The 23,794-nt window shown below is 64.9% G+C and carries 24 protein-coding genes and 1 pseudogene; 14 read left to right on the top strand and 11 right to left on the bottom strand.

From position 1 onward, the window contains the following. Positions 1-33 precede the first annotated feature (33 nt). Complete coding sequence (ykgO, locus tag CFE35_RS04035; RefSeq protein WP_054122357.1) at positions 34-159, bottom strand: type B 50S ribosomal protein L36; 126 nt, start codon at positions 157-159, stop codon at positions 34-36. Between the two features lie 96 nt (positions 160-255). Then, positions 256-1,263, bottom strand: coding sequence for a UDP-glucose 4-epimerase GalE (galE, locus tag CFE35_RS04030; RefSeq protein WP_292928200.1), 1,008 nt, complete (start codon positions 1,261-1,263; stop codon positions 256-258). Positions 1,264-1,399: 136 nt separating this feature from the next. Here galE and CFE35_RS04025 point away from each other — a divergent pair, with 136 nt between their 5' ends. The 5 genes from CFE35_RS04025 (at position 1,400) to CFE35_RS04005 (ending at position 6,273) form a co-directional block, all read left to right on the top strand. Then, a complete protein-coding gene (locus tag CFE35_RS04025; RefSeq protein WP_292928198.1) occupies positions 1,400-2,104 on the top strand; it encodes a DUF4136 domain-containing protein in 705 nt (234 codons plus the stop codon). Then, positions 2,101-2,685 carry a DUF4136 domain-containing protein gene (locus CFE35_RS04020; protein WP_292928196.1) on the top strand — a complete coding sequence of 195 codons (585 nt, stop codon included), beginning with the start codon at positions 2,101-2,103 and terminating at the stop codon, positions 2,683-2,685. The genes CFE35_RS04025 and CFE35_RS04020 overlap by 4 nt, the downstream gene beginning before the upstream one ends. Further along, positions 2,682-3,827 carry a M14-type cytosolic carboxypeptidase gene (locus CFE35_RS04015; protein WP_292928194.1) on the top strand — a complete coding sequence of 382 codons (1,146 nt, stop codon included), beginning with the start codon at positions 2,682-2,684 and terminating at the stop codon, positions 3,825-3,827. The genes CFE35_RS04020 and CFE35_RS04015 overlap by 4 nt, the downstream gene beginning before the upstream one ends. Positions 3,828-3,869: 42 nt before the next feature. Beyond that, positions 3,870-3,995, top strand: a complete 126-nt coding sequence (locus CFE35_RS04010; RefSeq protein ID WP_292928192.1) for a hypothetical protein — start codon at positions 3,870-3,872, stop codon at positions 3,993-3,995. A 160-nt stretch (positions 3,996-4,155) separates the two neighbouring features. After that, positions 4,156-6,273, top strand: a complete 2,118-nt coding sequence (locus CFE35_RS04005; RefSeq protein WP_292928190.1) for a TonB-dependent siderophore receptor — start codon at positions 4,156-4,158, stop codon at positions 6,271-6,273. Between the two features lie 18 nt (positions 6,274-6,291). Here the strand turns inward: CFE35_RS04005 and CFE35_RS04000 are convergent, their stop codons facing one another. Together CFE35_RS04000 and CFE35_RS03995 are read right to left on the bottom strand one after the other, a co-directional pair. After that, positions 6,292-6,801 (bottom strand): (2Fe-2S)-binding protein, encoded by a 510-nt coding sequence (locus tag CFE35_RS04000; RefSeq protein ID WP_292928188.1) that lies wholly within the window; start codon positions 6,799-6,801, stop codon positions 6,292-6,294. 41 nt (positions 6,802-6,842) lie between these two features. Continuing rightward, a complete protein-coding gene (locus CFE35_RS03995; protein ID WP_292928186.1) occupies positions 6,843-7,610 on the bottom strand; it encodes a class II aldolase/adducin family protein in 768 nt (255 codons plus the stop codon). Between the two features lie 16 nt (positions 7,611-7,626). Here CFE35_RS03995 and CFE35_RS03990 point away from each other — a divergent pair, with 16 nt between their 5' ends. From CFE35_RS03990 to speD, 9 genes are all read left to right on the top strand, one after another. Continuing rightward, positions 7,627-8,274: an SOS response-associated peptidase family protein gene (locus tag CFE35_RS03990; RefSeq protein ID WP_292928185.1), complete on the top strand. Its 648-nt coding sequence runs from the start codon at positions 7,627-7,629 to the stop codon at positions 8,272-8,274. A gap of 126 nt (positions 8,275-8,400) precedes the next feature. Further along, on the top strand, positions 8,401-9,402 hold the full coding sequence (locus CFE35_RS03985; protein ID WP_292928183.1) for an SPFH domain-containing protein: 1,002 nt from the start codon (positions 8,401-8,403) through the stop codon (positions 9,400-9,402). A gap of 39 nt (positions 9,403-9,441) precedes the next feature. After that, positions 9,442-10,110 (top strand): DUF4178 domain-containing protein, encoded by a 669-nt coding sequence (locus tag CFE35_RS03980; protein ID WP_292928181.1) that lies wholly within the window; start codon positions 9,442-9,444, stop codon positions 10,108-10,110. Beyond that, a complete protein-coding gene (locus CFE35_RS03975; protein ID WP_292928179.1) occupies positions 10,107-11,420 on the top strand; it encodes a DUF4178 domain-containing protein in 1,314 nt (437 codons plus the stop codon). Before CFE35_RS03980 ends, CFE35_RS03975 begins: the two co-directional genes overlap by 4 nt. Continuing rightward, positions 11,420-11,563: a hypothetical protein gene (locus tag CFE35_RS03970; RefSeq protein WP_292928177.1), complete on the top strand. Its 144-nt coding sequence runs from the start codon at positions 11,420-11,422 to the stop codon at positions 11,561-11,563. Before CFE35_RS03975 ends, CFE35_RS03970 begins: the two co-directional genes overlap by 1 nt. 23 nt (positions 11,564-11,586) lie before the next feature. After that, on the top strand, positions 11,587-11,796 hold the full coding sequence (locus CFE35_RS03965; protein WP_292928175.1) for a DUF350 domain-containing protein: 210 nt from the start codon (positions 11,587-11,589) through the stop codon (positions 11,794-11,796). Continuing rightward, positions 11,789-13,342: a polyamine aminopropyltransferase gene (locus CFE35_RS03960; protein WP_292928173.1), complete on the top strand. Its 1,554-nt coding sequence runs from the start codon at positions 11,789-11,791 to the stop codon at positions 13,340-13,342. Before CFE35_RS03965 ends, CFE35_RS03960 begins: the two co-directional genes overlap by 8 nt. Next, complete coding sequence (locus tag CFE35_RS03955) at positions 13,335-14,957, top strand: FAD-dependent oxidoreductase (RefSeq protein ID WP_292928171.1); 1,623 nt, start codon at positions 13,335-13,337, stop codon at positions 14,955-14,957. Before CFE35_RS03960 ends, CFE35_RS03955 begins: the two co-directional genes overlap by 8 nt. Position 14,958: 1 nt before the next feature. Beyond that, positions 14,959-15,312: an adenosylmethionine decarboxylase gene (gene speD / locus CFE35_RS03950; RefSeq protein ID WP_292928169.1), complete on the top strand. Its 354-nt coding sequence runs from the start codon at positions 14,959-14,961 to the stop codon at positions 15,310-15,312. A gap of 42 nt (positions 15,313-15,354) precedes the next feature. Here speD and CFE35_RS03945 read toward each other — a convergent pair whose 3' ends face one another. The 7 genes and pseudogenes from CFE35_RS03945 to CFE35_RS03915 all read right to left on the bottom strand — a co-directional run. After that, entirely contained in the window at positions 15,355-17,061 is a 1,707-nt protein-coding gene (locus CFE35_RS03945; RefSeq protein WP_292928167.1) for a hypothetical protein, read from the bottom strand. 3 nt (positions 17,062-17,064) lie between these two features. Then, positions 17,065-18,141: a chemotaxis response regulator protein-glutamate methylesterase gene (locus CFE35_RS03940; protein WP_292928853.1), complete on the bottom strand. Its 1,077-nt coding sequence runs from the start codon at positions 18,139-18,141 to the stop codon at positions 17,065-17,067. A gap of 8 nt (positions 18,142-18,149) precedes the next feature. Then, complete coding sequence (locus CFE35_RS03935) at positions 18,150-19,103, bottom strand: protein-glutamate O-methyltransferase CheR (protein ID WP_292928165.1); 954 nt, start codon at positions 19,101-19,103, stop codon at positions 18,150-18,152. Next, on the bottom strand, positions 19,057-20,973 hold the full coding sequence (locus CFE35_RS03930) for a methyl-accepting chemotaxis protein (RefSeq protein WP_292928163.1): 1,917 nt from the start codon (positions 20,971-20,973) through the stop codon (positions 19,057-19,059). Before CFE35_RS03930 ends, CFE35_RS03935 begins: the two co-directional genes overlap by 47 nt. Positions 20,974-21,043: 70 nt before the next feature. After that, positions 21,044-21,532: a chemotaxis protein CheW gene (locus tag CFE35_RS03925; protein WP_292928161.1), complete on the bottom strand. Its 489-nt coding sequence runs from the start codon at positions 21,530-21,532 to the stop codon at positions 21,044-21,046. Further along, complete coding sequence (locus CFE35_RS03920) at positions 21,529-23,373, bottom strand: methyl-accepting chemotaxis protein (protein WP_292928851.1); 1,845 nt, start codon at positions 23,371-23,373, stop codon at positions 21,529-21,531. The genes CFE35_RS03925 and CFE35_RS03920 overlap by 4 nt, the downstream gene beginning before the upstream one ends. 30 nt (positions 23,374-23,403) lie before the next feature. Next, positions 23,404-23,559: pseudogene (locus tag CFE35_RS03915) on the bottom strand (hypothetical protein); the annotation flags it as partial. Positions 23,560-23,794 lie beyond the last annotated feature (235 nt).

The following is a 23,794-nucleotide window of genomic DNA, read 5'->3' as shown; positions in this document are numbered from 1 at the left end:
AAGCTGCTCCGCCGAAGCAGAGCCGCGCAATGATCAGCCCTGACGCGCCTTGAAGCGCTTCTGGGTCTTGTTGATGACGTAAGTGCGGCCGCGGCGGCGGATCACGCGGTTATCCCGGTGGCGATCCTTGAGCGACTTCAGGCTGTTGCGAATCTTCATGGCGAATCCTTATGCCCGAAACCGACCGGGCTGAAATTTGAAGGGTGGCGGTTATGCGCGGAGGTGGGGAAAGTCAACCGGGGACTCTGGTGTCCCTTAATCGGCCAGCGGGCGGATCTCGGTCAGTTTCCTCTCCCACGCCAAGGCGTGGCTGACGATCACATCGAGATCGGCATAGCGCGGCACCCACGGCAAAGTCGCCTTGATGCGCTGGTTGTCCGAAATCAGCGAATCGGGATCGCCTGCGCGGCGGCCTTCCAACTGGCGCACGATCTTGTTGTTCGTCACGCGGTCCACCGCATCGAGCACTTCGAGCACCGAGAAGCCCCGGCCATAGCCGCAGTTCATGGTGAGCGAGCGCTGCGGCTGATCGATCAGGGCTTCCAGCGCCAGCACGTGTGCAGCGGCGAGGTCTGACACGTGGATGTAGTCACGCACGCCGGTGCCATCGGGCGTATCGTAATCGGTGCCGAACACGCCGACATGGCCGCGCTTGCCGAGCGCGGCTTCGACCGCGACCTTGATGAGGTGGGTGGCCCCCGCCGTCGATTGCCCGGTGCGGGCCTCAGGGTCTGCACCCGCCACATTGAAATAGCGCAGCGCGCAATAGTTGAGCGGATGGGCGCGCGCGGTATCGGCCAGCATCGTCTCGGTCATCAGCTTAGACATGCCGTAGGGATTGATCGGCTGTTTCGGGCTGTCTTCCGTGACGGGCGAGACTTCGGGGATGCCATAGGTCGCGGCGGTGGAGGAGAAGATGAAGTGCTTCACCCCGCCTTCGACCGCCGCCGCGATCAGCGCGCGGCTCTTGGCGGTGTTGTTATGATAATACTTCAGCGGGTTTTCGACCGATTCGGGCACGATGATCGAACCGGCGAAATGCATGACCGCGCCGATGCGCTGCTCGGCAATGATCCGCGCCACCAGCGCGCCATCCTCGATATCGCCTTCATAAAGCGGCACGCCTTCGGGGATCGCGAAGCGGAAGCCGGTGGTCAGGTTGTCGATCACGGCAACCGGCCAGCCTGCATCTTTCAGCGCCAGCACGGCATGGCTGCCGATATATCCGGCACCGCCGGTAACGAGAACGGGGACCTTGCCCATGCGAATCAATCTCCTCGTGGTCTGCGTCGCAGCACTAGCAGCCCCGTGCCTAGTGGGAATCGACAAACGAACCGTTCATGACCAAGACAGCCCGCAGGACGTAGTTTCGCCGCCCGTCCGTCCCGAAAGGCTTTGCATGAAGTTTATCCTGCCCTCGTTCGCCGCACTGCTGGTTTGCGGCGCGGCTCCCGCGCTGGCGCAAGGCATGCCCGGCGAGCGTGGCTGGGGCGGGGGTGGCGGCTGGCAGGACACCGATCCGCGCTATCCGTCCGCCCGCCAGAGCGCGCAGCCTTCGAAGAAGATCGACGTCACCGCCTACCGCGCCGCCGATGCCGGGGAACTGCTCGGCAAGGGGCGTATCGTGGTGAGCCGTATGGCAAGCGATGCCGGTGATAACGAGGACGGCAAGCTGCCCGTCTACGAAGCAGCGGTGATCGACGAACTGGCCCGGCGCGGTTACGATACTGCAACTGCCAACGATCCGGGCCAGATTGCCGAAATCGGGGTCAGCCACAGCGTGGCCGTTCCCGAGGAAGCCCCGCGCAAGAAGGTGAGCGGTGCCATGAGCACAACCGTCAGCAATCGCGGCAGCGGCTTCGGCCTCGCGCTCGCGGTCGATCTTACCAAGCCCGCCAAGGCCATCGTCGCTACCCGGCTCGATTTGCGCATTCGCGACAAGGCCACTGGCCGCGTCCTGTGGGAAGGCCATGCCGAAGGCGAAGCCCGCGAGGACGACGGCGGGATCAACAACAGCGAGATGGCCGCCCGGCTGGCAACCGCGCTGTTGAAGCGCTTTCCCGATGGACAGGTGGTCCAGCCGCTTGCGGCGGTGATGCCGTGAAGGCCCGCATCCTTCTTGCAGCGCTTGCGCTGGCGGCAAGCCCGGCCCTGGCCGCGCCGGTCGAAGTGACCCGCTTCCACACGCCGGAAAGTATCACCACGCTTGGCCGCAGCGCGGTTGCCGTTGTCGCCGCACCGGGTGCCGATGCCGCCAGCCTTGAAACCCGCGTCTGGCTGCAGGCGGTCGAGGCCGAGCTGGCCGCGCTGCATTTCGGCACGGCGACCCCCGGCGCGGCCGATGCGGTGGCGGAAGTGCGTGTGGAGCGTGAAGTCCAGCGCGCCGAACGCCAGCGCGGGCCGGTCTCGGTTGGTGTCGGCGGATCCACTGGCGGCTGGAACAGCGGTGTGGGCCTTGGCCTCGGCTTCAATCTTGGCGGCGGCCCGCGCACGCGGGTGATCACGCGCCTCACCGTCACCATCCGCAGCCGCGCCACCGGGCTTTCGCTATGGGAAGGGCGGGCCGATAATATCGAGCGCGAGAAGGCGAAGGACGCAAGCGTGGATCGCGCTGCGCCGCGGTTGGCCCACGCGTTGTTCTCGGGCTTTCCCGGAACCTCCGGGGCGACTATCACGGTGAAATGACTTCAACGCAGACCAGCACTTCCATCACCATCGACGCAGGCTTTGACAGCGGCAACATCGAGGTCCTGAGCATCGACGGCGCCGCCGCCCGGCTCGCCATCCGGCGCGACCATGCGTCCGAGTTCTTCCAGTGGTTCCATTTCCGCGTCGGCGGCTGTGCGGGCCGCGCGCTGGAGCTGAAGATTACCGGCCTTGCTGCGGCCGCCTATCCCGATGGCTGGATCGGCTACCGCGCCTGCGTTTCGGAAGACCGCGACTACTGGGCGCGCGCCGAAACCAGTTATGATGCCAGCGCCGAGAGCGGCACGTTGACGATCCGCTATACGCCGCAGGCCGCCACGTGCTCGTTCGCCTATTTCGCGCCCTATTCGATGGAGCGGCATCACGATCTTGTCGCGGAAACAGCCGCGAGCGAGGGCGTGGAGCACAAGGTGCTGGGCCGCAGCCTCGATGGCCAGCCGATCGATTGCCTCTCGTTTGGGGAAGGCGACAAGCAGGTGTGGCTGATCGCGCGCCAGCATCCCGGCGAATCGATGGCCGAATGGTGGATCGAAGGCGCGCTCGACATGCTGACCGATCCGGCGGACCCGCACGCACGCAAGCTCCGCCAGCTCTGCCGCTTTCATGTCGTGCCCAATTGCAATCCCGATGGATCGCGGCGCGGGCATTTGCGCACCAATGCGGCCGGGGTGAACCTCAACCGCGAATGGCACGAGCCGAGCGCCGAACGCTCGCCCGAAGTGCTCGCGATCCGGGGCGCCATGGACGAAACCGGCGTCGATTTCGCCATCGACGCCCACGGCGATGAAGCGATTCCGGCGGTGTTCTTCGCCGGGTTCGAAGGCATCCCCGGCTGGACCGAAGCGCAAGGCGAAGCCTATCGCCGCTACCGCGCGATTCTCGAACGGCGGACGCCCGATTTCCAGACGAAGCGCGGCTATCCCGTGGCGCGGCCGGGCAGGGCGAACCTCGCCATGGCCACCAACCAGATCGCCGAGCGCTTCGGCGCGGTTTCCATGACGCTGGAAATGCCGTTCAAGGACAACGACGACTTGCCCGATCCGGCGCAGGGGTGGAGCCCGGAACGCAGCAAGCTCTTGGCGCGCGAATGTCTGGCCTCACTGCTCGAATGGCTGGCGTGAGGCCTTAACGCTTCGTTAGGACTGCGGGCGCATGACGAACGCATGGCCCGCGCTATCGCTCTTGTCGCTGCTCCTGCCGCTCCTGTTGTGGAAGTCCTGCGCTCGGCCATCGTGCTCGGATGCGCGCTAGCGCTGATCCTCGCGGACCGCGCTTTCCCGCTGCTCTGAGGCAGGGGCTTCCTCTCATTTTTGTGTAGCGCTGACCGGCCACTGGCTGGTCCGTTTGCATGCGCGGAGAAATCGCGAGCGATTTGCAATAAGGTGCTTGCAAGTGCGAATGACTCGCAATAGACGGGCTCTTGAGAATGTCTCTCAAGAAGGATTGCCTGTGACGACCCCGGCCCGCTCGATCTCCGCTGCCCTGCTCCTTGCATCCAGCGCGCTGCTGCCGATCTGTGCGCGGGCCGAAGTGATGCCGATGGCCGAAGAAGGCGATGTGGGAGAGGGCGTGGATCGGCGGCCGATCATTGTCACTGGCCATGTCGACAGTTACCGCGCCGAAGCCGCCTCGGCCCTGAAGGCCCCCACGCCGCTGCTCGATGTGCCGCAATCGGTCACGGTGCTGACCCGCGAACAGCTCGACGATCAGGGCGTGACCCAGCTGGCCGATGCGCTGCGCTATGTACCCGGTGTCGTGCTCGGCCAGGGTGAAGGCAACCGCGATCAGATCGTGCTGCGCGGTCAGAACACCACAGCCGATTTCTATCTCGATGGCCTACGCGATGACACGCAGTACTACCGCTCGCTCTACAATATCGAACACGTCGAAGTGCTGCGCGGGGCCAATGCCCTGCTGTTTGGCCGGGGCGGCGGCGGCGGTGTGATCAACCGCGTGCGCAAGACGCCATCGCTTGCCGGTCTTGCGGTCGGGGCCAATGCTGCGGTCGGCACGTTCGGCGATTTCGCCCTTGCCGCCGATCTCAATGCGCCGCTGTCGCAAACCGTCGGCGCGCGCCTCAACGGCACTTACGAGGAATTCGACAACCATCGGCAGGACTATCATGGCCGCTATTTCGGCGTGAATCCCACGCTGGCCTTTGCGCCCAGCGCCGATACACGGATCGATCTTTCGTACAATTACGACGATGATCGCCGCACCGCCGATCGCGGCGTGCCCTCGCTCGGCGGCCTGCCGCTCGAAGGGTATCGCGACACGTTGTTCGGCCGCAAGGACACCAATGTGGCCGCCGTGCAGGCCCATATCGTCGAGGCGCGGCTGACCCAGCAGCTGGCCGACAGCCTGACGCTGACCGTCGCCGGGCAATACAGCCACACCGACAAGTACTATGGCAATATCTTCCCCGCCCACGCGGTTGATCCGGTCGCCCGCACGGTGGAACTCAGCGCCTACAACAGCAGCGTGCTGCGCAAGAGCTGGATCGGCCAGGCCAACATGACGTGGCAGGGCAAGACCGGCCCGATCAGCCACACGGTTATTGCCGGGATCGAAGGCGCCGATCAGGCGACCGACGCCGCGCGGACCGAAGGCATTTTCCCCGGCGGGGCGGCCTCGGTCGTGGTCTCGCTGGCGGATCGCATCGCCGTGCCTGCCATCACGTTCGGTGCGCCCAGCCGGTCCACCCACGCGAAGGTCGAAACGTTCTCGGCTTATGTGCAGGATCAGATCGAGCTGGCGCCGTTCCTCCAGATCGTTGGTGGCGTTCGCTATGATGCCTTCAAGATCCGCGCCGACAACCTGCTAAACGCGACCAGCGCCGCGCGCACCGATCGCAAATGGTCGCCCCGTGCGGGCGTGATCGTGAAGCCGATGGCCAATGTCTCACTCTACGGCAGCTATACCAAGAGCTTCCTGCCCCAATCGGGCGATCAGTTCAGCGCGCTCGATGCTGTGCAGGCCACGCTTGCGCCCGAGGAATTCCGCAATCTTGAAGTGGGCGCGAAATGGGACGTAACCCCGGTCCTTGCGCTGACCGTCGCTGCCTACCGGCTTGACCGCGAGAACTCGCGCTTCAACGATCCCGTCACCGGCCTGCCCCAGCTTTCCGGCAAGACTCGCACGCGCGGGATCGAGCTTTCCGCCACGGGCAAGATCCTGCCCCAATGGCAGGTCAGCGTTGGTTATGCGCTGCAGGATGGCAAGGTCCGCTCCAGCACAGCCACGGCGGCCGCTGGGCAGAGCCTGGCGCTGATCCCCGAAAGCCAGATCGCGTTGTGGACGCGCTACGATGTCAGCCCCCGGCTCGGCCTTGGTCTGGGCGTGACGCACCAGTCCTCCGTGTTCACCACGGTCAGCAACACCGTCACGCTCCCGGCGTGGACCCGCGTCGATACGGCGGTGTTCTACACGCTGTCCAAGGCGGTCTCGATCCAGCTCAACGTCAACAACCTGCTGAACGATCAGTATTTCCCGACCGCCCACACGGACAACAACATCTCCACCGCACAGCCCCGCAGCGCGCGGCTGGCCGTGCGGATGGGGTTCTAGAGCACTTTTTAAAGTGCTCTAAAGCCCGGGCGTTGTCGCCGTAGCCGGAACCGGCAGCGGCACGCCGGCCTCCGCGCCCCGTGCGATCCGCCCGGCGCGCTGGATCGTGCGGACAAGGCGCGGATAGACCCCGCAGCGGCAGATATTGGTGATCGCCGCCTTGATATCGGCTTCGGTCGGATCGGTGTTCTGGCTGAGCAGCGCGGCGGCGGCGATGATCAGGCCGGGCGTGCAGAACCCGCACTGGATCGCCTGTTCGGCCACGAAGGCCTGCTGCACCGGATGATTGCGATCAGCGCTGAGGCCTTCGATCGTGGTGACGGTGCGGCCTTCGGCTTCGCCCAGGGACAGGGTGCAGCTGGGCATGGCCTGCCCATCGACGATGACCATGCAGGCACCGCATTCGCCCGTGCCGCAGCCATACTTCGTGCCGGTGAGGTTGGCGGCATCGCGCAGCGCCCACAGCAGCGGGGTATCGGCCTCCAGCTTGATCTCGATCGGCTGGTTGTTGACGGTGAGGATGGCCATGGCGGCGGGGAACTAGCGCGCCGCCCGGCCCGCGGGCAACCTCAATCCCGCCAGGAGCGGTCGATCTGGTCGATCCGCCGCGTCCACGCGTTGAAATCGCCCACACCCGGCCCGCCGCCCGGAGGGTTGGCGAGGCTGAGATCGCGCTGGTGCACATCGATCACGTCCTGCGAAATCATGATCGGCGGACGGCCCATCGAAAGCGTCGCCATCTGGATTTCGCACGCGCGCTGCAGCGCCCATTGCTGCACGAACATCGCCTGCAGGCTCTTCGCCATGACCACCGGGCCGTGGTTGCGCAGCATCAGGATGTTCTTGTCTGCCAGATTGGCCAGCAGCCGCTCGCCTTCTTCGGCGCGCACGGTGATGCCTTCGAAATCGTGGTAAGCCAGCCGCCCGATGAAGTTGCAGGCATAGAAGTTGATAGGCATCAGCCCTTCTTCAAGGCTGCACACCGCCATCGTCGCCGTGGTGTGGACATGGCAGATGGCGTGCGCCCAATCGAGGTGGCGGTGGAAATAGCCGTGCTGGGTGAAGCCCGCGAGGTTCACCGGGTGCGGGTTATCGTCCAGCTTGTTGCCGTCGATGTCGATCTTCACCAGATTGCTGGCGCAGACTTCGGAATAGAGCAGGCCGAACGGATTGATCAGGAACGCGCCATCCTCTCCCGGCACGCGCAGCGAGATGTGGTTGTAGACCGATTCCGACCAGCCCATCAGATCGAAGATGCGGTAGCAGGCTGCCAGCTCCAGCCGCGCCTGCCATTCGGCGTCGCTGCAATGGATATTGGGGCGGATCTGGGTGGCCATCGCGTTCTCTCCCGCTATGCTGGCGTCGGTTATGTGCAATCTCTATCGCATGACGGCGGGCGCGCAAGCCATTGCGCAGCTGTTCCGGGCGGATGCCGCCGGGCGCAACTTGCCTGCGCTGGCGGAAATCTATCCGGATAGCGAGGCGCCGGTGGTGGTGGCGGATGGCGCTGCCCGGCGCTTGGATATGATGCGCTGGGGCTGGCCGCCGTTTGGCGAGATCAGGCGCCCGATCACCAATGTGCGCAATCTCGCCTCACCCATGTGGCGCAGCGCACTGGCCGATCCGGCGCGGCGGTGCCTGGTGCCGGTCACCGCGTTTTCCGAATGGTCCGCCGCGCCCGATCCGCAGACGGGGCGCAAGCGCAAGCACTGGTTCGATGTGCCGGACGATCCGCTGTTCGCCTTTGCCGGACTGTGGCGACCGGCGGAGGATGGCCCCCGGTTTGCCTTCCTCACGTGCGCGCCGAACGAAACGGTCGGCCGCGTGCATCCCAAGGCGATGCCCGTGATCCTGCGTCCGGGCGATCCCTGTGATCGCTGGCTGAGCGCAGACGGCGCAGGTGCGGCGGCGATGCAGGTGCCGCTGGGCGATGCATGGCTGCGCGAGATTGCAGAAGCCGCGCCGCAAGCAGCGCAGGACGTGCAGGGCCGCCTGCTGTGAACGCCGCGCCGGGAATGCAAGAATAGCACGAACATGGCAGCAAAACTGCGGCGCGGCTCTCGCCGTGCAAGTTGCCGTCAGGCGGGTTTGCTGTAGGGTGGCAATACTTGATCGGGGTGTCGTGCCATGTTCGATTTTCTGAAGAAGCAGTTCGTCGATGTCGTCGAATGGCTCGAACAGCCGGGAGAGCTGGCGTGGCGGGTGCCGTTCAAGGACCATGAAATTCAGCAGGGCGCACAATTGACCGTGCGCGAAGGCCAGATCGCGGCCTTTATCAACGAAGGCCAACTCGCCGATTACTTCGGGCCCGGGCTCCATACGCTTGAGACTGCCAACCTCCCGATCCTCACCAATCTGATGCATTGGGACAAGGCCTTCAAATCCCCGTTCAAGTCCGATGTGGTGTTCTTCTCGCTCAAGGAGCAGGCCGGGCTGAAATGGGGCACGGCCCAGCCGGTCACGGTGCGCGATGCCGAATTCGGCGCGCTGCGCCTCCGCGCCTTCGGCTCCTATTCCTTCGCGATCAACGAAATCGCACCTTTTGCGGCGCGCGTGCTCGGCACTTTGCCCGGCTTTGCCGTCAGCACGGTCGAACCGCAGCTGCGCGCCGCCATCCAGACCGCGCTTGCCACCGCGCTCGGCGGCAGCGGCGTGCCGTTCCTCGATCTCGCCGCCGATCAGCGGGCGCTGTCAGACCGGATCAGGCTCGAAGTCGACAAGGCCTTCGCGCAATGGGGCCTCACGTGCCGCTCGTTCCATGTCGAAAACATCTCGCTGCCCGATGCGGTGCAGGCGCATCTGGACAAGGCCAGTTCGATGCGCGTGCTGGGCGATCTGGGCAACTACACCCGCTTTCAGGCAGCCGAAGCGATCGAAGCCGCCGCCGGGGCGGAAGGCGGCCTTGCCGGGCTTGGCGCGGGCATCGGCGCGGCCGGCGTGCTCGGCCAGGCGATGGCGCAAGGGCTGGGTACGGCGCCATCATCTGCCGCTGGCGCGGCGGGGGGATCCTCCCCGCAGGAAGACCCGATCGCCGTGATCGAAAAGCTCCACCGGCTTGTCACCATCGGCGCGCTCAGCCAGCAGGAATTCGATGCCAAGAAGGCCGAACTGCTTGGCCGGATCGGCTGAAGCAGAGCTGACCCGCAAACCGATGAGCCTGTCTGAAGCGTGAGTGACGTGAACTGCCCGACATGCGGGGCCGGTGTGCCGATGCGGGGGGATGGCCTCCCCTATGCCACGTGTGCCTATTGCCGCACGCTGCTGATGCGCCATGGGCTGGCACTGGAGGCAGTCGGCACGGTAGCTGAACTGCCGGGCGATGTTTCCCCCATCCAGATCGGCACGTGCTTCACGGTCGATGCGCGCGAACTGCGCGCGGTTGGCCGCGTGCGCTGGGGGTGGAGCGGCGGTTCGTGGAACGAATGGCTGCTGCTTGCGGCCGATGGCACCCGGCATTGGCTGGGCGAGGCCATGGGCATGTACATGCTCACGGCCGAATACCCTGCCGCGCGCGATATTCCGGCGATCCGCAATTTCGCCGATGGCAACCCGATGGCGGTCGATGCCACGCTCAAGGCGGGCGGGCAGTGGTTCCACGTGGCCGACATCAAGGACGCCACGTGCCTTGGCAGCGAGGGCGATCTGCCCTTTCCCACCCTGCCCGGCTGGGCGATCACGAGCGTTGATTGCCGCAACGATGCGGGCGCCGCGCTCTCCGTGCAGCGCGACCGCGACGGCACGAGCGTGTGGCTCGGCCAGTGGTACGATCTTGCCAGCCTCGCCCCGCAAGGCCTGCGCGTGATCGAAGGCTGGGCGATACCGGGCGGCATGGCATGACGGCCATCCGCGCGATAACCTGTCCATCCTGCGGCGGTACGATCGAGGTGCGCGCGGCGGGCTATACGGTCACGCTCGCGTGCCAGCACTGCGGTTCGCTGCTCGATGCGACGCAGGCGGACGTCCAGATCATCACCGCCTACAAGCGCGCCGCGAAGAACTTCGCCATCGCGCTTGGCACGCGCGGCACTTTGCTCGGCACGGAATGGCAGGTGATCGGCGCGCTCAAGCGCTACAGCAGCGAAAGCGGCGATTGGCAGGAATTCCTGCTGTTCAATCCCTATGTTGGCTATCGCTGGCTCGTCGCGGCGGGCGGCGAATGGCAGTTCGGCACCATGCTGATGGACCGGCCCGATGGGAGCGGGCGCACGGTGGGCTGGCGCGGCCAGACTTATTCGATTGCGGGGACGGAAACCGCGAGCACCAGAACGGTGCTGGGCGAATTCTACTGGAAAGTGGCGCGCGGCGATTCCGCCGCATGCACCACGTATGAAGGCACCGACGAAGTCCTCTCGCGCGAGGAGATTGCGGGCGAGGTGACGTGGACGCAGCTGATCCCGGTCGATGCCGATGATGTCGCGTCGGCGTTTTCGGTCGCGCGCAAGTTCGAGCCCAAACCGGTTCGGTCCTCCTTCGCAGAGCGGTTCCTGAAGTCGCCCGGCCGTGGCGATCATGATCTGCCGATGATGTTTCTCATGGCGCTGGCTGCGCTGCTGGCCATCGGGCTGGTGCAGGAAGTCCTGAGTTACCCGCATGCGTGCACCAGAAGCCAGACCGAAGTCGTGGTCGGCGGTCCCACTTCGGTGCACCGGATCGGCGGAATCGAGGCGCGGCGGCCCTGGCAGTTCGTCACGATCGACGCGGTGAGCGACCAGTTCCACAACCGCTGGGTCGATCTCGACTACAGCCTCGTCAACCGCAAGACCCAGCGTTCGATCGATGCCTATGGCGTGGTCGAATACTACACCGGGACCGACAGCGACGGTCCGTGGAGCGAAGGCAGCTATGCGGCGCAGACGCTGTTTGCCAGTGTGCCGGGCGGGACATACGACATCTTCGTCGATACGGCGGCGCACGGCTGGCCGAGCGATCCGGTGGTTGCGCCCCCCGCCGATGGCACGGGCACCTGGGCTCCGTCCAATGCCGCAGAGCTCGCCGCGTCCGGCACCAATCCCTGGGCCGCACCCGAGAAGATCACGATCTGGTTCGAGGCGTGCACCGGCGGCTTCGCGTGGGACATGTTCTGGATGATGGCCTTCCTGCTGTTTGCCTTGCCCTTCACCATACTGTGGTGGAGGCACAACGACTGATGAGCAAATCGCTGATCCTGTTCGGCATCTGGTGTGCCTTCCTCGTCGCCTGCTCGGGCGTCGCCGCCTGGTATGGCTGGGCGCCATTTCCCGATAACGAACGCCCTTCATCCGCGTCCTATCGCGGCCCCACGCACAAGTAGCCCGCCCTTCAGGAGCCAAGCCCATGCTCAGTATCGATGTTGTCCTTGCCACGCTGCTGTATGCCGGTCTCGGCATCGTGATTTTCATCATCAGCTTCGTGCTGGTCGACAAGCTGACCCCGGGCGAGCTGTGGCGCGAGATCATCGAGCGCAAGAACATGGCCGTCGCCCTGCTTGCCGGGGCGGTCGCGATCGGCATTTCCAATATCATCGCCGCCGCCGTGCATGGCTGAAATCCCTTCGGGTGATGGGCCGGGTGAGGCCGAGGAGGCTGCGCCCGCTGCGCTGGCGGTCATCCTGCTGGTCTCGGTGCTGGTCGTCGCCACCTGCGGCCTGATCTACGAACTGCTCGCCGGCACGCTGGCGAGCTATCTTCTGGGCGACAGCGTCACCCAGTTTTCAACCGTGATCGGTACGTATCTCTTCGCGATGGGCGTGGGCAGCTGGCTTTCGCGCCACATCACGCGCGGCGAGCTGCAGGTCTTCGTGCGGGTCGAAATCCTGATCGCCGCGCTGGGTGGCTGGTCGGCGGCAGGGCTGTTCCTGCTGTTTCCCCATGTCGAGGATTTCCGCATCCCGCTCTATGCGCTAGTGCTGGCGATCGGGCTGTTCGTCGGCCTCGAGATTCCTCTGCTTATCCGCATCCTGCGCCACCGCTTCGCCTTCCGCGAGCTTGTCTCCAATGTCCTGACTTTCGATTATGTCGGCGCGCTCGTCGCCTCGCTGCTGTTCCCGCTGGTGCTCGTCCCATGGCTCGGCATGGTCCGCACGGGCTTCGTCTTCGGCCTCGCCAATATCGGTGTCGCGATTGCGCTGCTCGTGGCGATCCGCAAGCGCGAGAAGGTCGTCGCCGATCTTGCCGCGGCGCTATTGGTCGGTGCCTCGCTCGTCACAGGCCTCGTGCTGGCCGACCAGATCCAGCGCTGGTCCGAAATCGCCTTCTACGGCGAGCCTGTGATCTACGCCCGCTCGACACCTTACCAGCGCATAGTGATGACCCGGCGCGGCGCGGACATGCGGCTCTATCTCAATGGCAATCTCCAGTTCTCGACCCGCGACGAGTACCGCTATCACGAGGCGCTCGTCTGGCCCGTGCTCGGCCGGGTTGCCGATCCGCGCCGCGTGCTCATCCTCGGCGGCGGCGATGGGCTTGCCGCGCGCGAGGTGCTCAGCGATCCGCGCGTGGGTCATGTCACGCTGGTCGATCTCGATCCGGCGATGACGCGCCTGTTCCGCGATGCGCCGCAACTCGCCCGCCTCAATCGCGGCTCGCTGTCTTCCCCGCGTATCACCGTGATCAACGGCGATGCATTCCGCTGGGTGCGCCGCGCCGCTGGCCCTTATGACGCGATCCTGATCGACTTCCCCGATCCCACCGAATTCTCGCTTGGCAAGCTCTACACCGTCACCTTCTACCGCGAAGTGGCGCGCCTCCTGGCCCCCCGAGGCATGCTCACCGTCCAGAGCACGTCGCCGCTCGTCGCCCCGCGCTCCTACTGGACGGTGGCGAGCACGCTCGAAGCTGCCGGGCTCTCGGCGCGGGGCTATCATGCTTACGTGCCGAGCTTTGGCGAATGGGGCTTCACCTTGGCGGCGCACACGCCGCCGGGCGATGCCGTGGCGCTGCCGCAGGGCCTGCGCTTCCTCACCCGGTCGAGCGAGCGCGCGATGTTCGATTTTCCCCCGGACATGGCCCGGCGCGCCGTCCCGGTGAACCGGCTCGACAACCAGGCGCTCGTGCGCACGTTCGCCGAGGAATGGGGCCACTACGATGGCTGAGCCGACCCGCCGGCAAGTGCTGGGCGGTACTTTGGCGGGGGCAGGCGCACTGGCGCTGGGCGGTTGCAGCGAAACCCCGTTTCCCGGCACGCTCGGCGGTGCAAACCGCGAGCGCGGCCACTTGCTGCGCAGCCGCCGATATCCCGCAGTCGAAGGTGCCGCCAAGGAAATCGGGGTGATCATCGCAGGTGGCGGGGTGGCGGGTCTGGCGGCTGCATGGCGGTTTGCCGAAGCGGGCTACACCGATTTCGCCCTGCTTGAACTCGAAGACAGCACGGGCGGCAATGCCCGTTCTGGCCGCAATGCGGTCAGCGCCTATCCGCTCGGCGCGCACTACCTCCCCGTGCCCAACCGCGAGGCGGCTGCGCTGCGCCACATGCTCCGGCGCTTCGGCATCCTGCAAGGTGAGAAACAGGGCGAGAAGCAGGGCGCGCCGGTCTATGATCCCTATCAGCTCTGCGCCGATCTGGAGGAGCGCCTGTTCTGGCGCGGCGAATGGCAGGAAGGTCTCTACCCCGCGACCGGCCTTGCCGCCGCCGATAGCGCGCAGCGGGACCGCTTCAACGCCGCCATGGCCACCTACCGCGGTGCCATCGGCGCAGATGGCAAGCCCGCCTTTGCCATACCCCGCGCGCTCTCCAGCGCCGATCCGCGCTACACGGCGCTCGATGCGCAGTCCTTCAGCCAGTGGCTCGATGCGGGCGGCTACACCTCGGCCGTGCTGCGCGCCTATTTGCGCTATTGCATGCGCGACGATTACGGCACCGAGCCAGAACAGACCTCGGCCTGGGCCGGTATCCACTACTTTGCCGGCCGGCGCGGCTGGGCCGCGGATGGCGATGGCGACCGCGAACTGACCTGGCCCGAAGGCAACGGCCGCCTCGTCTCGCTCATGGCCGCAGCCGTCGCCCCGCACCTCCGCCCTGCGCACAGCGTCTTCGCCGTGCGGCGGGAAGGCGCGGGTGTCACGCTAAACGCGTTCGATCACGTCGCAGCCTGCAGCCGCCGCTGGCACGCGCGCAGCGTGATCCTTGCGGTGCCGCACTTCGTTGCCTCCCGGATCGCCCCTGCCGAAGCGGCGCAGGACGGCTTTCACTATGCGCCGTGGGTCGTCGCCAATGTCACGGTCAGCCGCCATCCGCGCGGGCCGGGCGTGGGCCTTGCGTGGGACAACGTCTCCACCGGCAGCGAATCGCTCGGCTATGTCGTGGCCACGCACCAGAGCCAGAGCAGCGGCGATGGCCCGACCGTGCTGACCTGGTACATGCCGCTCAGCCGCGAGACTCCTGCCGCAGCGCGCAAGATATTGATGACGCGCACGCTTGGCACCTGGCAGCGCCTGATCGCCGATGATCTCCTCACCATGAACCCCGATCTGGCAGGCGCCATCGAGCGGATCGACGTGTGGTGCTGGGGCCATGCGATGGCGCGGCCGTCGCCCGGTTTCCTCACCGATCCCGCCCGGATCGCGGCCATCGCCGCGCGCCCGCCAGTGGTCTTCGCGCATTCCGATCTTTCGGGCCTGTCTCTGTTCGAAGAAGCCCACTATCGCGGAATCGTCGCGGCGGAGGCGGTGCTCGGCCATGTCCACCACCCGTTTGAAAGCCTGCTCTGAGATGGCGCATCTTCCTGCCACCGGCCTCCACCTGATCGCCGATCTCAAAGGCGGCACCGGCCTCGGCGATTGCGCGCGCATCGAGCAGGCGGTTCGCGCCGCCGCCGCTGCGGCCAAGGCCCGCGTGATCGGCGCCCACTTCCACCACTTCGGCGAGGGACAAGGCGTCACCGGTGTCGCCCTCCTCGCCGAATCGCACATATCGATTCACACTTGGCCGGAAACGGGCGACACGGCGGTCGATCTCTTCATTTGCGGCCCTGCGGCAGATGTCGAAGCGGGCCTCGCCGTGATGGCCGAGATGCTGGGGGCCACTGTCGTGCGGCAACAGACCGTGGCGCGGCTGGGGCGCTAGACGACCGGGCCCGTTGTCTGGCTGATGGGCAGACGCCAAAGTTCAGAAAAGCCCGTCATCCTCGTCATCGTCATCCGTACCGCCGATTGCCATGCCTTCCGGCGCAGTGGCGATCACAGTGGCGATCTTTGTGTAGCGGTCATCAAGGGTCTGGTTGTGGACCTCCCGCTCATCGCCCATCGTGTAGGTGCGGGCCAGTTCATCCAGCATGGCCTGCACGGTGCTGGTCGTACCCGGATCGGCCTCGCCTGCTTGCAAACTAGCCTCACGCAGGGAATCGCTCACCTGAAGCATCGGCTGGACGAGCGCCGCGGCATCGCCGAGCGCGGACGTCGCGGAGGATAGATGGGAGCGCAAATCCTGCGCTTCGTCCTCAGCCTGTTGCATTGCCTGCCGTGCAGTTGTGTTGCAGTCGCCGATGGTGGCCAGAAACTGTGCGAGCAGATCGCCTGTCGTCGCACCGGATGGGCTGGCACGCGCCTGCAGGCGATGGCACGGTTCGGACAAGTTCCTTTGGGTCTCGTGGATGCTGTCGGCTATCGCATCGAGCCGGTTTGAGTAAGTCCTGATCTCGTTGGCTATCACCATCACCGGCCGCCCCACCTCTTGCGCAGTCCTGCAGCTCAGGCTGATATTGATCGCCATGTGCTGCACATCCAGCCGCAGCTCCGCTATGGCCTTGGCGCGCCTGGTAACTTCATCGACGGTGTTCAGGATGAGCGCCATCGTCGTCATCCCCTCGTTGTCGGCATGTTCAAGCTGCTGGAGCATGCCGTGGGCCTCGCCCACGCTGCACGCGATCCGGGCCAGAACGTCGGCATCGCCTTCGCCCGATCCGTCAGGTTTGAGATCGCCGAACTTCTGGCATTGCGCGCGAAGACGCTCCAGCGTGGCGGAAAGACTGTCCGTGTCGCGCGCATATTCCCTTGCCGCGGCTTCCGATAGCGCGGCGAGCAGCGCCAGAACCACGCTGGTATCGGCTTCGGGATCGAGCAGACTCAAGCCTTTCAGCACGTGCTCAAGCCGCTGGCGCACGCGATCCCCGATCTGGATTGCGGCAATGGCAGCGTGAAGCTCGGCCTGAATGGCCATGGCAATGGTCGACACAGTGCGCGCCATCAAGCCAAGGCTGGCCTGATGCGCCTGCAGTTTGTCCGCCTCGCCCAGCAGCGTTTCAGGTACCTTGGGAAAGACCCTGGCACATTCCAGATCGAGCTTGCGGTCGTTTAGGCTCATTGCCTGCAGGCTCGTGGTCAGCGCTTGCAGCATCTGGTCAAGACTTTGGCTGCCTGTGACCCCTTGGCCGAGCTTGGTGCGCATGGTGTCGGAAAACTCCATGAACTGCACCAGACCGGATGCCGTGATCTTGACGTTCATCCCGTAGATATCGAGCACCTTCAGGCACCGCAGGACTTCGGCCATACTGGCCCTGAGTTGGCAGGTGGCCCCATGCATGGTCGCGATTTCATCGGATCGCTGCTGGACGACCTGGCGCACGCCGAGCAGCGCGTTCGCAGCGTTCCGCAAGCCGCCGATGGCTTCAGAACCCACACCGCCATCGAAGATGCTCGAGACCTCGGTGAGGGCTGATACGATCCTTTCGATCCTGCCGACCGAGTGGCAGAGTTCCATGCTCGTACTGTTGAAACAACCGTCCAGCGACGCAAGAATTTCCCGAATGTCGTCCTGCAGAAGCCCCCATGCGGGAGCCTTCGTTGGTGCAGGTACGGCGAGTGTCAGTGCAGCCATCGCTCAGCGCGCCGCCGCGCGCAGGATTTCTCCGGCAATCGCGCCCAGGCTCAGGACCTTGTCGGCGGCACCGCGGGCAATCGCTTCCTTGGGCATTCCAAACACCACCGAGCTTGCCTCATCCTGCGCAAATGTGCGCGCACCAGCTTGCTTCATTTCAAGCAGGCCCTGCGCGCCATCGTCACCCATGCCGGTCATGATCACGCCGACCGCGTTCGACCCGGCGCAGCGTGCCGCCGAGCGGAAGAGCACGTCGACCGAAGGGCGATGTCGCGAGACGAGCGGTCCATCGCGGACCGAGACCAGATAGCGCGCCCCTTGCCGTTCGAGCAGCGTGTGCTTCCCGCCGGGCGCAATCAGCACATGGCCGCGCATGACCGTATCGCCTTCTTCGGCTTCCTTGACTGTGACCTCGCACAAGGAATTGAGACGGTTTGCAAAGGCCCGCGTGAACCGCTCCGGCATGTGCTGGACGACCACGATGCCGGGCGAGTTGGCGGGCAGCGCCTCAAGCACCTCGCGCAAGGCCTCGGTACCCCCGGTCGAAGCGCCGATGCAGACGGCCATTTCCGTGGTTCGGCTCATCGCCCTGCCGCTGGGGGGCGGGAGCACGGCATCGGCTGTGAGCTTCTGTTCCGGCCGCAGACGGGGCGGGGCAGGACGCCGCGCACTGACGCGGGCACGGGCTGCGCCTTTGACGACTTCGCGGATCATGTCGCGCGCCTCGGACAAGTGATCCGCTACGTCCATCCGGGGCTTGAGGATCACGTCGACAGCCCCTGCCTCCAGTGCCTGCAGCAGTGTTTCGGAACCCGCTTCGGTGAGCGACGAGCACATGACCACCGGCACCGGGCACTGGCTCATCAGCTTGCGCAGGAACGTGATGCCATCCATGCGCGGCATCTCCACGTCGAGGGTGATCACATCCGGCACCTGGGTCTGGATGATCCGCGCGGCGGCGAACGGGTCTGCGGCGGTGCCGATGACTTCGAGCCCGGGGTCTTCCTCGAGGATCGCTTTCAGTGTCTGGCGGACGCTCGCGCTGTCATCGACGATCAGCACGCGGACCCGGGGGGGGATAATGGGCATCATATCCTCCGGAACACGGTGCCGGCGACCTGTGTGAGGTCGTGCCGAAAGCCGGTGATCGATTCAGAGTGGCCGAGGAAGAGGTAGCCGCCGGGCAGAAGCTTTTCGCTGAGCCGCAAGACGACCTCTTCCTGCGTCTTCTTGTCGAAATAGATCAGGACATTGCGGCAAAAAATGACATGAACCGGCTCGTCGAGAGGGTAGGTATCGCCAATCAGGTTGAGCCGGCCAAACGCCACCTTGCGGCGCAGCTCGGGCGCAATGCGCACCTCGCCTCGCTGCGGATCCTTGGGTTCCAGCACGTAGCGCCTGCGCAAGTGGGGCGGTACGGGATCGAGCTGTTCGCGCGGATAGATGCCCTTGATGGCCGTTGCCAGAACGTCGGTATCGATGTCGGTTGCCATCACGCGGTAGTCCACACTCCGGACACGCGTGCAAAAGTCATCCAGCAGCATCGCCAGCGTATAAGGCTCCGCGCCTGTCGAGCACGCAGCGCTCCAGCATTTGATCTGGCGACAGCCCTCCTCGGCATAGAGCGGCAGCACCGTCTGCATCAGGTAATCGAAGTGCGCTGGCTCCCGGAAGAAGTCTGTCTTGTTGGTGGTGACGGCATTGATCAGGTGCTCGTGCTCGCCCGGTCCGACCGCTCCGCCGATCACCAGATCGCAATAGTCGCCGATGGTATCGAGGCCGAGCGCCTTCGCGCGCCGCCGCAACCGCCCCTCCAGCATCGTTTGCTTGCTGGCCTTGATGCTGATGCCGGTTTCGGCATGGATCAGGTCTGCCAGCACCTTGAACTGGCGCGGCGTGATCCGGTCATCTTCGGATGCCAGATGCATGGAAAGGGTACTGAGATCGTTCACGGTTGCACCATGGCGCCAGAGTGAAGCGAACGCGCCGCCCGGCTCATGCGGCCCGGCCGAAGTCGCTGTCTTCGTGATCGCTGCCGCCACTGGTCAGGTCGATGGCGAAGCCCTTCAGCCGTTCCTTCTGATGCGCCACCGAATTGGGCGTTGCGGGACGACCCTTGGCCCGCGCCAACGGTGCGGGCTTGGACTTTGGCTTGGCTGCGCGCTGCACCGGCTGGGAAACGCCGCGGCCCTCGTCACTCTGGAAGAATGCGGTGGTCTGCTGCAGTTCCTCCGCCCGTTCCGCGAGGGCATCGGACGTCGAGGAAATCTGCTCGGCAGCGCTCGCGTTCTGCTGGGTTACCTTGTCGAGTTGCTGGATGGCCTCGTTGATCTGCGAAGCGCCGATATCCTGCTCTCGGCATGCCGCGCTGATCTCGGTGACGAGTTCCGCAGTGCGGCGGATGTCCGGCACCAGCTTGCCCAGCATTTCGCCTGCCTCGCTGGCCGCTTTTACGGTCTCTGCCGAAACCGAAACGATCTCGGCCGCCGCAGTCTGGCTGCGTTCGGCCAGCTTGCGCACTTCGGAGGCGACAACCGCGAAGCCCTTGCCATGTTCGCCCGCGCGCGCCGCTTCCACCGCTGCGTTGAGGGCGAGGAGATCCGTCTGCCGCGCGATTTCCTGAACGATGCTGATCTTTTCGGCAATCGTGCGCATGGCGATCACGGCCTTGTCGACCGCGGCACCGGACAGTTCCGCATCGCGCGAGGATTGCCGGGCGATCTTCTCGGTCTGGGCGGCATTGTCGGCGTTCTGTTTGATGTTGGCGGCCATCTGCTCCATCGAGGCGGAGGCCTCTTCGGCGGATGCGGCCTGCTCGGTCGCCCCTTCCGAAAGCTGCTGCGAGCTGCTCGCCATCTGCGTGCTGCCATCGGCAACGTCGGTTGCCGCCGCGCTGACGTTGCCGGCAAATGCGCGAAGGTTGTCGACCAGCGTATTGATGGAATCGCGCATCTTCCGGTGATCGCCCTGGCATTCCAGTTCGACCCGCTCGCCCAGATCGCCGCCGCTGAGCTTGGTCAGGACCCGGTTGCCTTCTTCGATCGGCAGGATCGTGGCATCCAGCATCCCGTTGATACCGCTGATGAGGCGGGCAAAGTCTCCCACGAAACGCCGCTCGTCACCGCGTTCGCTCAGGCGCCCTGCGGTGGCCGCGTCGATCAGTGTCTGGATCTGCGAGGTAACCGCGCGCAAGTTCTGGCGCAGGGTTTCGATGGTATCGTTGATGAAGGCCTTCTTGCCCGGCAACTGCTCCATCGGCGCGTTGAAGTCACCCTCACCCAGCGCCTTGATGCAGGCCATTGCCTTCTTCTTTACCGCGATATGCTGGCTGACCATTTCGTTGATACCACGCGCAACCGTCGCGAAATCGCCCTCGAACTTTTGGTCATCGATGACCACGTCGATGTCGCCGCGCTCGTGCTCGGCCGACATGCGGTTCATATCCGCAATGAGCCCGACAAGGTTCTGCCGGAGCGCTTCGATGGTATCGTTGATGAACGCCTTCTTGCCCGGCAATTGCTCCAAGGGAGCCTTGAAGTTGCCGAGGCTGAACTCCCGGATCACGCTCATTGCCTGCTTCTTGACCGCGATATGTGCATTCACGAGGGTGTTGACGTCGCTTGCCATGCTCTCGATTTCGCCGTGAAACCGCCCGGCCGGGATCACCACATCGATGTCGCCGCGCGCATGCTCTGCCGTCATGTGCCGGATCGCACTGCCAAGCTCGACGAACGGCGAAAGCGACTTGTCGAGCAGGCCGTTGATCGCCTCGATCACACCAGCCGTGCGCGCGTTGCAACCCGGCGATTGCAGCCGCTCGCCCAGCTTGCCGCTGGCGATGGCGCTCTGGACCCGCGCAATCTCTTGCTCGAGAACCATGGGTGAAACCGTGTTGAAGGGATTGATCGACATATTTTTTCCTGTCCTGTTTGGTCATCGCCACAGCTGCGGATCTGCACGCCGTGCTTTGCCGCGAGGCGCTTCATGCGTTGGCCAATTGGCCTTCCCTGCGGACCGCGATGGCATCTTCGGTCGTGAAAATCCGGGCAGCGTCGACGATGACGACGAAGCCCGTGTCCCGGCGCACCACGCCGGTGATGTATTGTGAATTCCAGCGAATCCCGATGTCGGGCGCGGGTTCGATCTCCGCCTGCTCGAAGCTCGTGACACTCAGCACCCGATCAATCACCACGCCCAGGGTGAGCAAGCGATCGGCAAGCGGCACATCAAGAATGAGAATGCGCGTCGCCAGGGTCGGTTCAGCTACCGGCAGGCCCAGCCGTCGGCGGAAGTCCACAGTCGGTACGCCCTGCCCGCGCAAGTCGGTCAGGCCGACGAAGTACGCCGGACCGTTGGGCAAATGCGAGGGTGCGGCGTAATCGAGAATCTCGCGCACCAGCGACACCGGAAAGGCGAAGACCTCATTGCCAAGGCCGAACTCCACAACCTGCATTTCGCCCACGCCGCTCACGCCGCACGTCCGAAATCGGCATCGTCCACATCACTGCCGCCATCGGTCAGGTTGAGCGCGAAGCCGGACAGCCGGTCCATCTGATCTGCCACGGAATGGCGCGCGGCCGGCTTGGCCTGTGATCGCGGCGGCGCTGCGGGCTTGCGTGCCGGTGCAGTCTTGCGCCGGACTGGCGTGTTCTGGCGGATATCTCCGCCATGCTGATTGCCGGTGCGGAAGAAGGAGATGGCGCTTTGCAATTCCTCTGCCTGCGATGCCAGTTCTTCCGATGTTGCCGAGATCTGGTCCGATGCACTGGCGTTGATCTGGGTGACCTTGTCCAGCTGCTGGAGGGCTTCATTGATCTGCGATGCGCCAATGTCCTGTTCGCGGCAGGCTGCGCTGATTTCGGCGACAAGTTCGGCCGTGCGCCGGATATCCGGCACCAGCCGGGTCAGCATTTCGCCGGCATCGGTCGCCACTTTCACCGTCTCGGATGAAACCGAACCGATCTCGGCCGCAGCGCTCTGGCTGCGTTCGGCCAGCTTGCGCACCTCGGATGCCACCACGGCAAAGCCCTTGCCATGCTCGCCCGCGCGCGCGGCCTCCACCGCTGCGTTGAGCGCGAGAAGGTCGGTTTGGCGCGCGATCTCCTGCACGATGCTGATTTTTTCGGCAATCGTGCGCATCGCGCTGACGGCCTTGTCCACCGCCTCGCCCGAAGTTTCCGCGTCCTTCGAGGACTGCCGTGCGATCTTCTCGGTCTGTGCGGCGTTGTCGGCGTTCTGTTTGATGTTGGCAGCCATCTGCTCCATCGAAGCCGAGGCCTCTTCGGCGGATGCAGCCTGTTCGGTAGCGCCCTGCGAGACCTGGTCGGAGCTTGCCGCCAGCTGGCGGCTGCCCGCCGAAACATTGTCAATCGCTGCCGATGTCGTGCCGACTACGCTGCGCAGCCGGTCGATCATCCGGATCAGCGCATTGCCAAGCTGATCCTCATCCGATTGCGCCTTGTAGGCAACGGTGAGGTCTCCGTCGGAGATGCGATCCGCCACTTCTGCGGTCTGCTGCAAGCTTGCCACAAGCGCATTGATGGCATCGCGCATCCGCTGGTGATCGCCATGGCACTGGATATCGACCGTTTCCTGAAGATTGCCGACGCAGACGAGGCGCAAGACGCGATTGCCTTCCTCGATCGGCAGGATGATGGCATCGAGCATCCCGTTGATGCCCGAAACCAGCTTGGCAAAATCGCCGACGAAACGCGTTGCAACGCCGCGTTCGGAAAGTTGCCCGTCCGTTGCGGCTGCGATCAGGCGCTGGACCTCTGCGGTGATCTCGCGAAGGTTTGTCCGCAGCGTCTCGATGGTATCGTTGATGAAGGCTTTCTTGCCGGGGAACTGCTCCAGCGTGGCATCGAAATCGCCCTCGCCAAATGCCCGAATGCAGGCCATCGCCTTCTTCTTCACCGCGATATGGCCCGCGACCATCGCATTGATCCCGCGCGCCACGACGCCGAAATCGCCCTGAAATTTCCTGTCGTCGATCACCACATCGATGTCGCCGCGATCATGCTCCGCCGACATGTGGTTCATTTCTGCCATAAGGCCGACAAGGTTGCCGCGCAGGGTTTCGATGGTATCGTTGATGAAGGCCTTCTTGCCGGGAAACTTCTCGAGCGGCGCCTCGAAGTTGCCTTCGCCGAATGCCTGGACGCAAGCCATCGCCTTCTTCTTGACCGCAATGTGGCCCGCCACCATCGTATTGATCCCGCGCGCTACCACGCCGAAATCGCCGGGGAATTTGGCATGGTCGATGTCCACGTCGATATCGCCGCGCTCATGCTCCGCCGACATGTGGTTCATCTCGGCCAGCAAACCGGCAAGATTGCCGCGCAGCGCCTCGATGGTATCGTTGATGAAGGCCTTCTTGCCGGGCAGCTGCTCCATCGGTGCCTTGAAGTTGCCCAGGCTGAATTCGCGCAAGCAGGCCATTGCCTGCTTCTTCACGGTGATATGCGCGGCAACCAGATCGTTCACCTGCGTTGCCATCGTGCCGAACGTGCCTGGCAGCGCCCTGGCATCAATCACCACGTCGATGTCGCCGCGGCGGTGCTCATCGGTCATCCGCGCAATCTGCGCAGAAAGCTCCTCGACCGGCCTTGCGGCGGCGTCGAGGAGCCGGTTGAACGCGGCCATCACGGCGCGCGTCGGCTCATTGCCGGCGCTGTCATCAAGCCGCAGCGCCAGATTGCCGCCATTGAGCGCCTGCTCGATCCGGGCGATT

The sequence above is a fragment of the Novosphingobium sp. PASSN1 genome (assembly GCF_002278815.1).
Note: the sequence above shows the minus strand (reverse complement) of the source record. Positions and strands in the feature narration are given on the sequence as shown.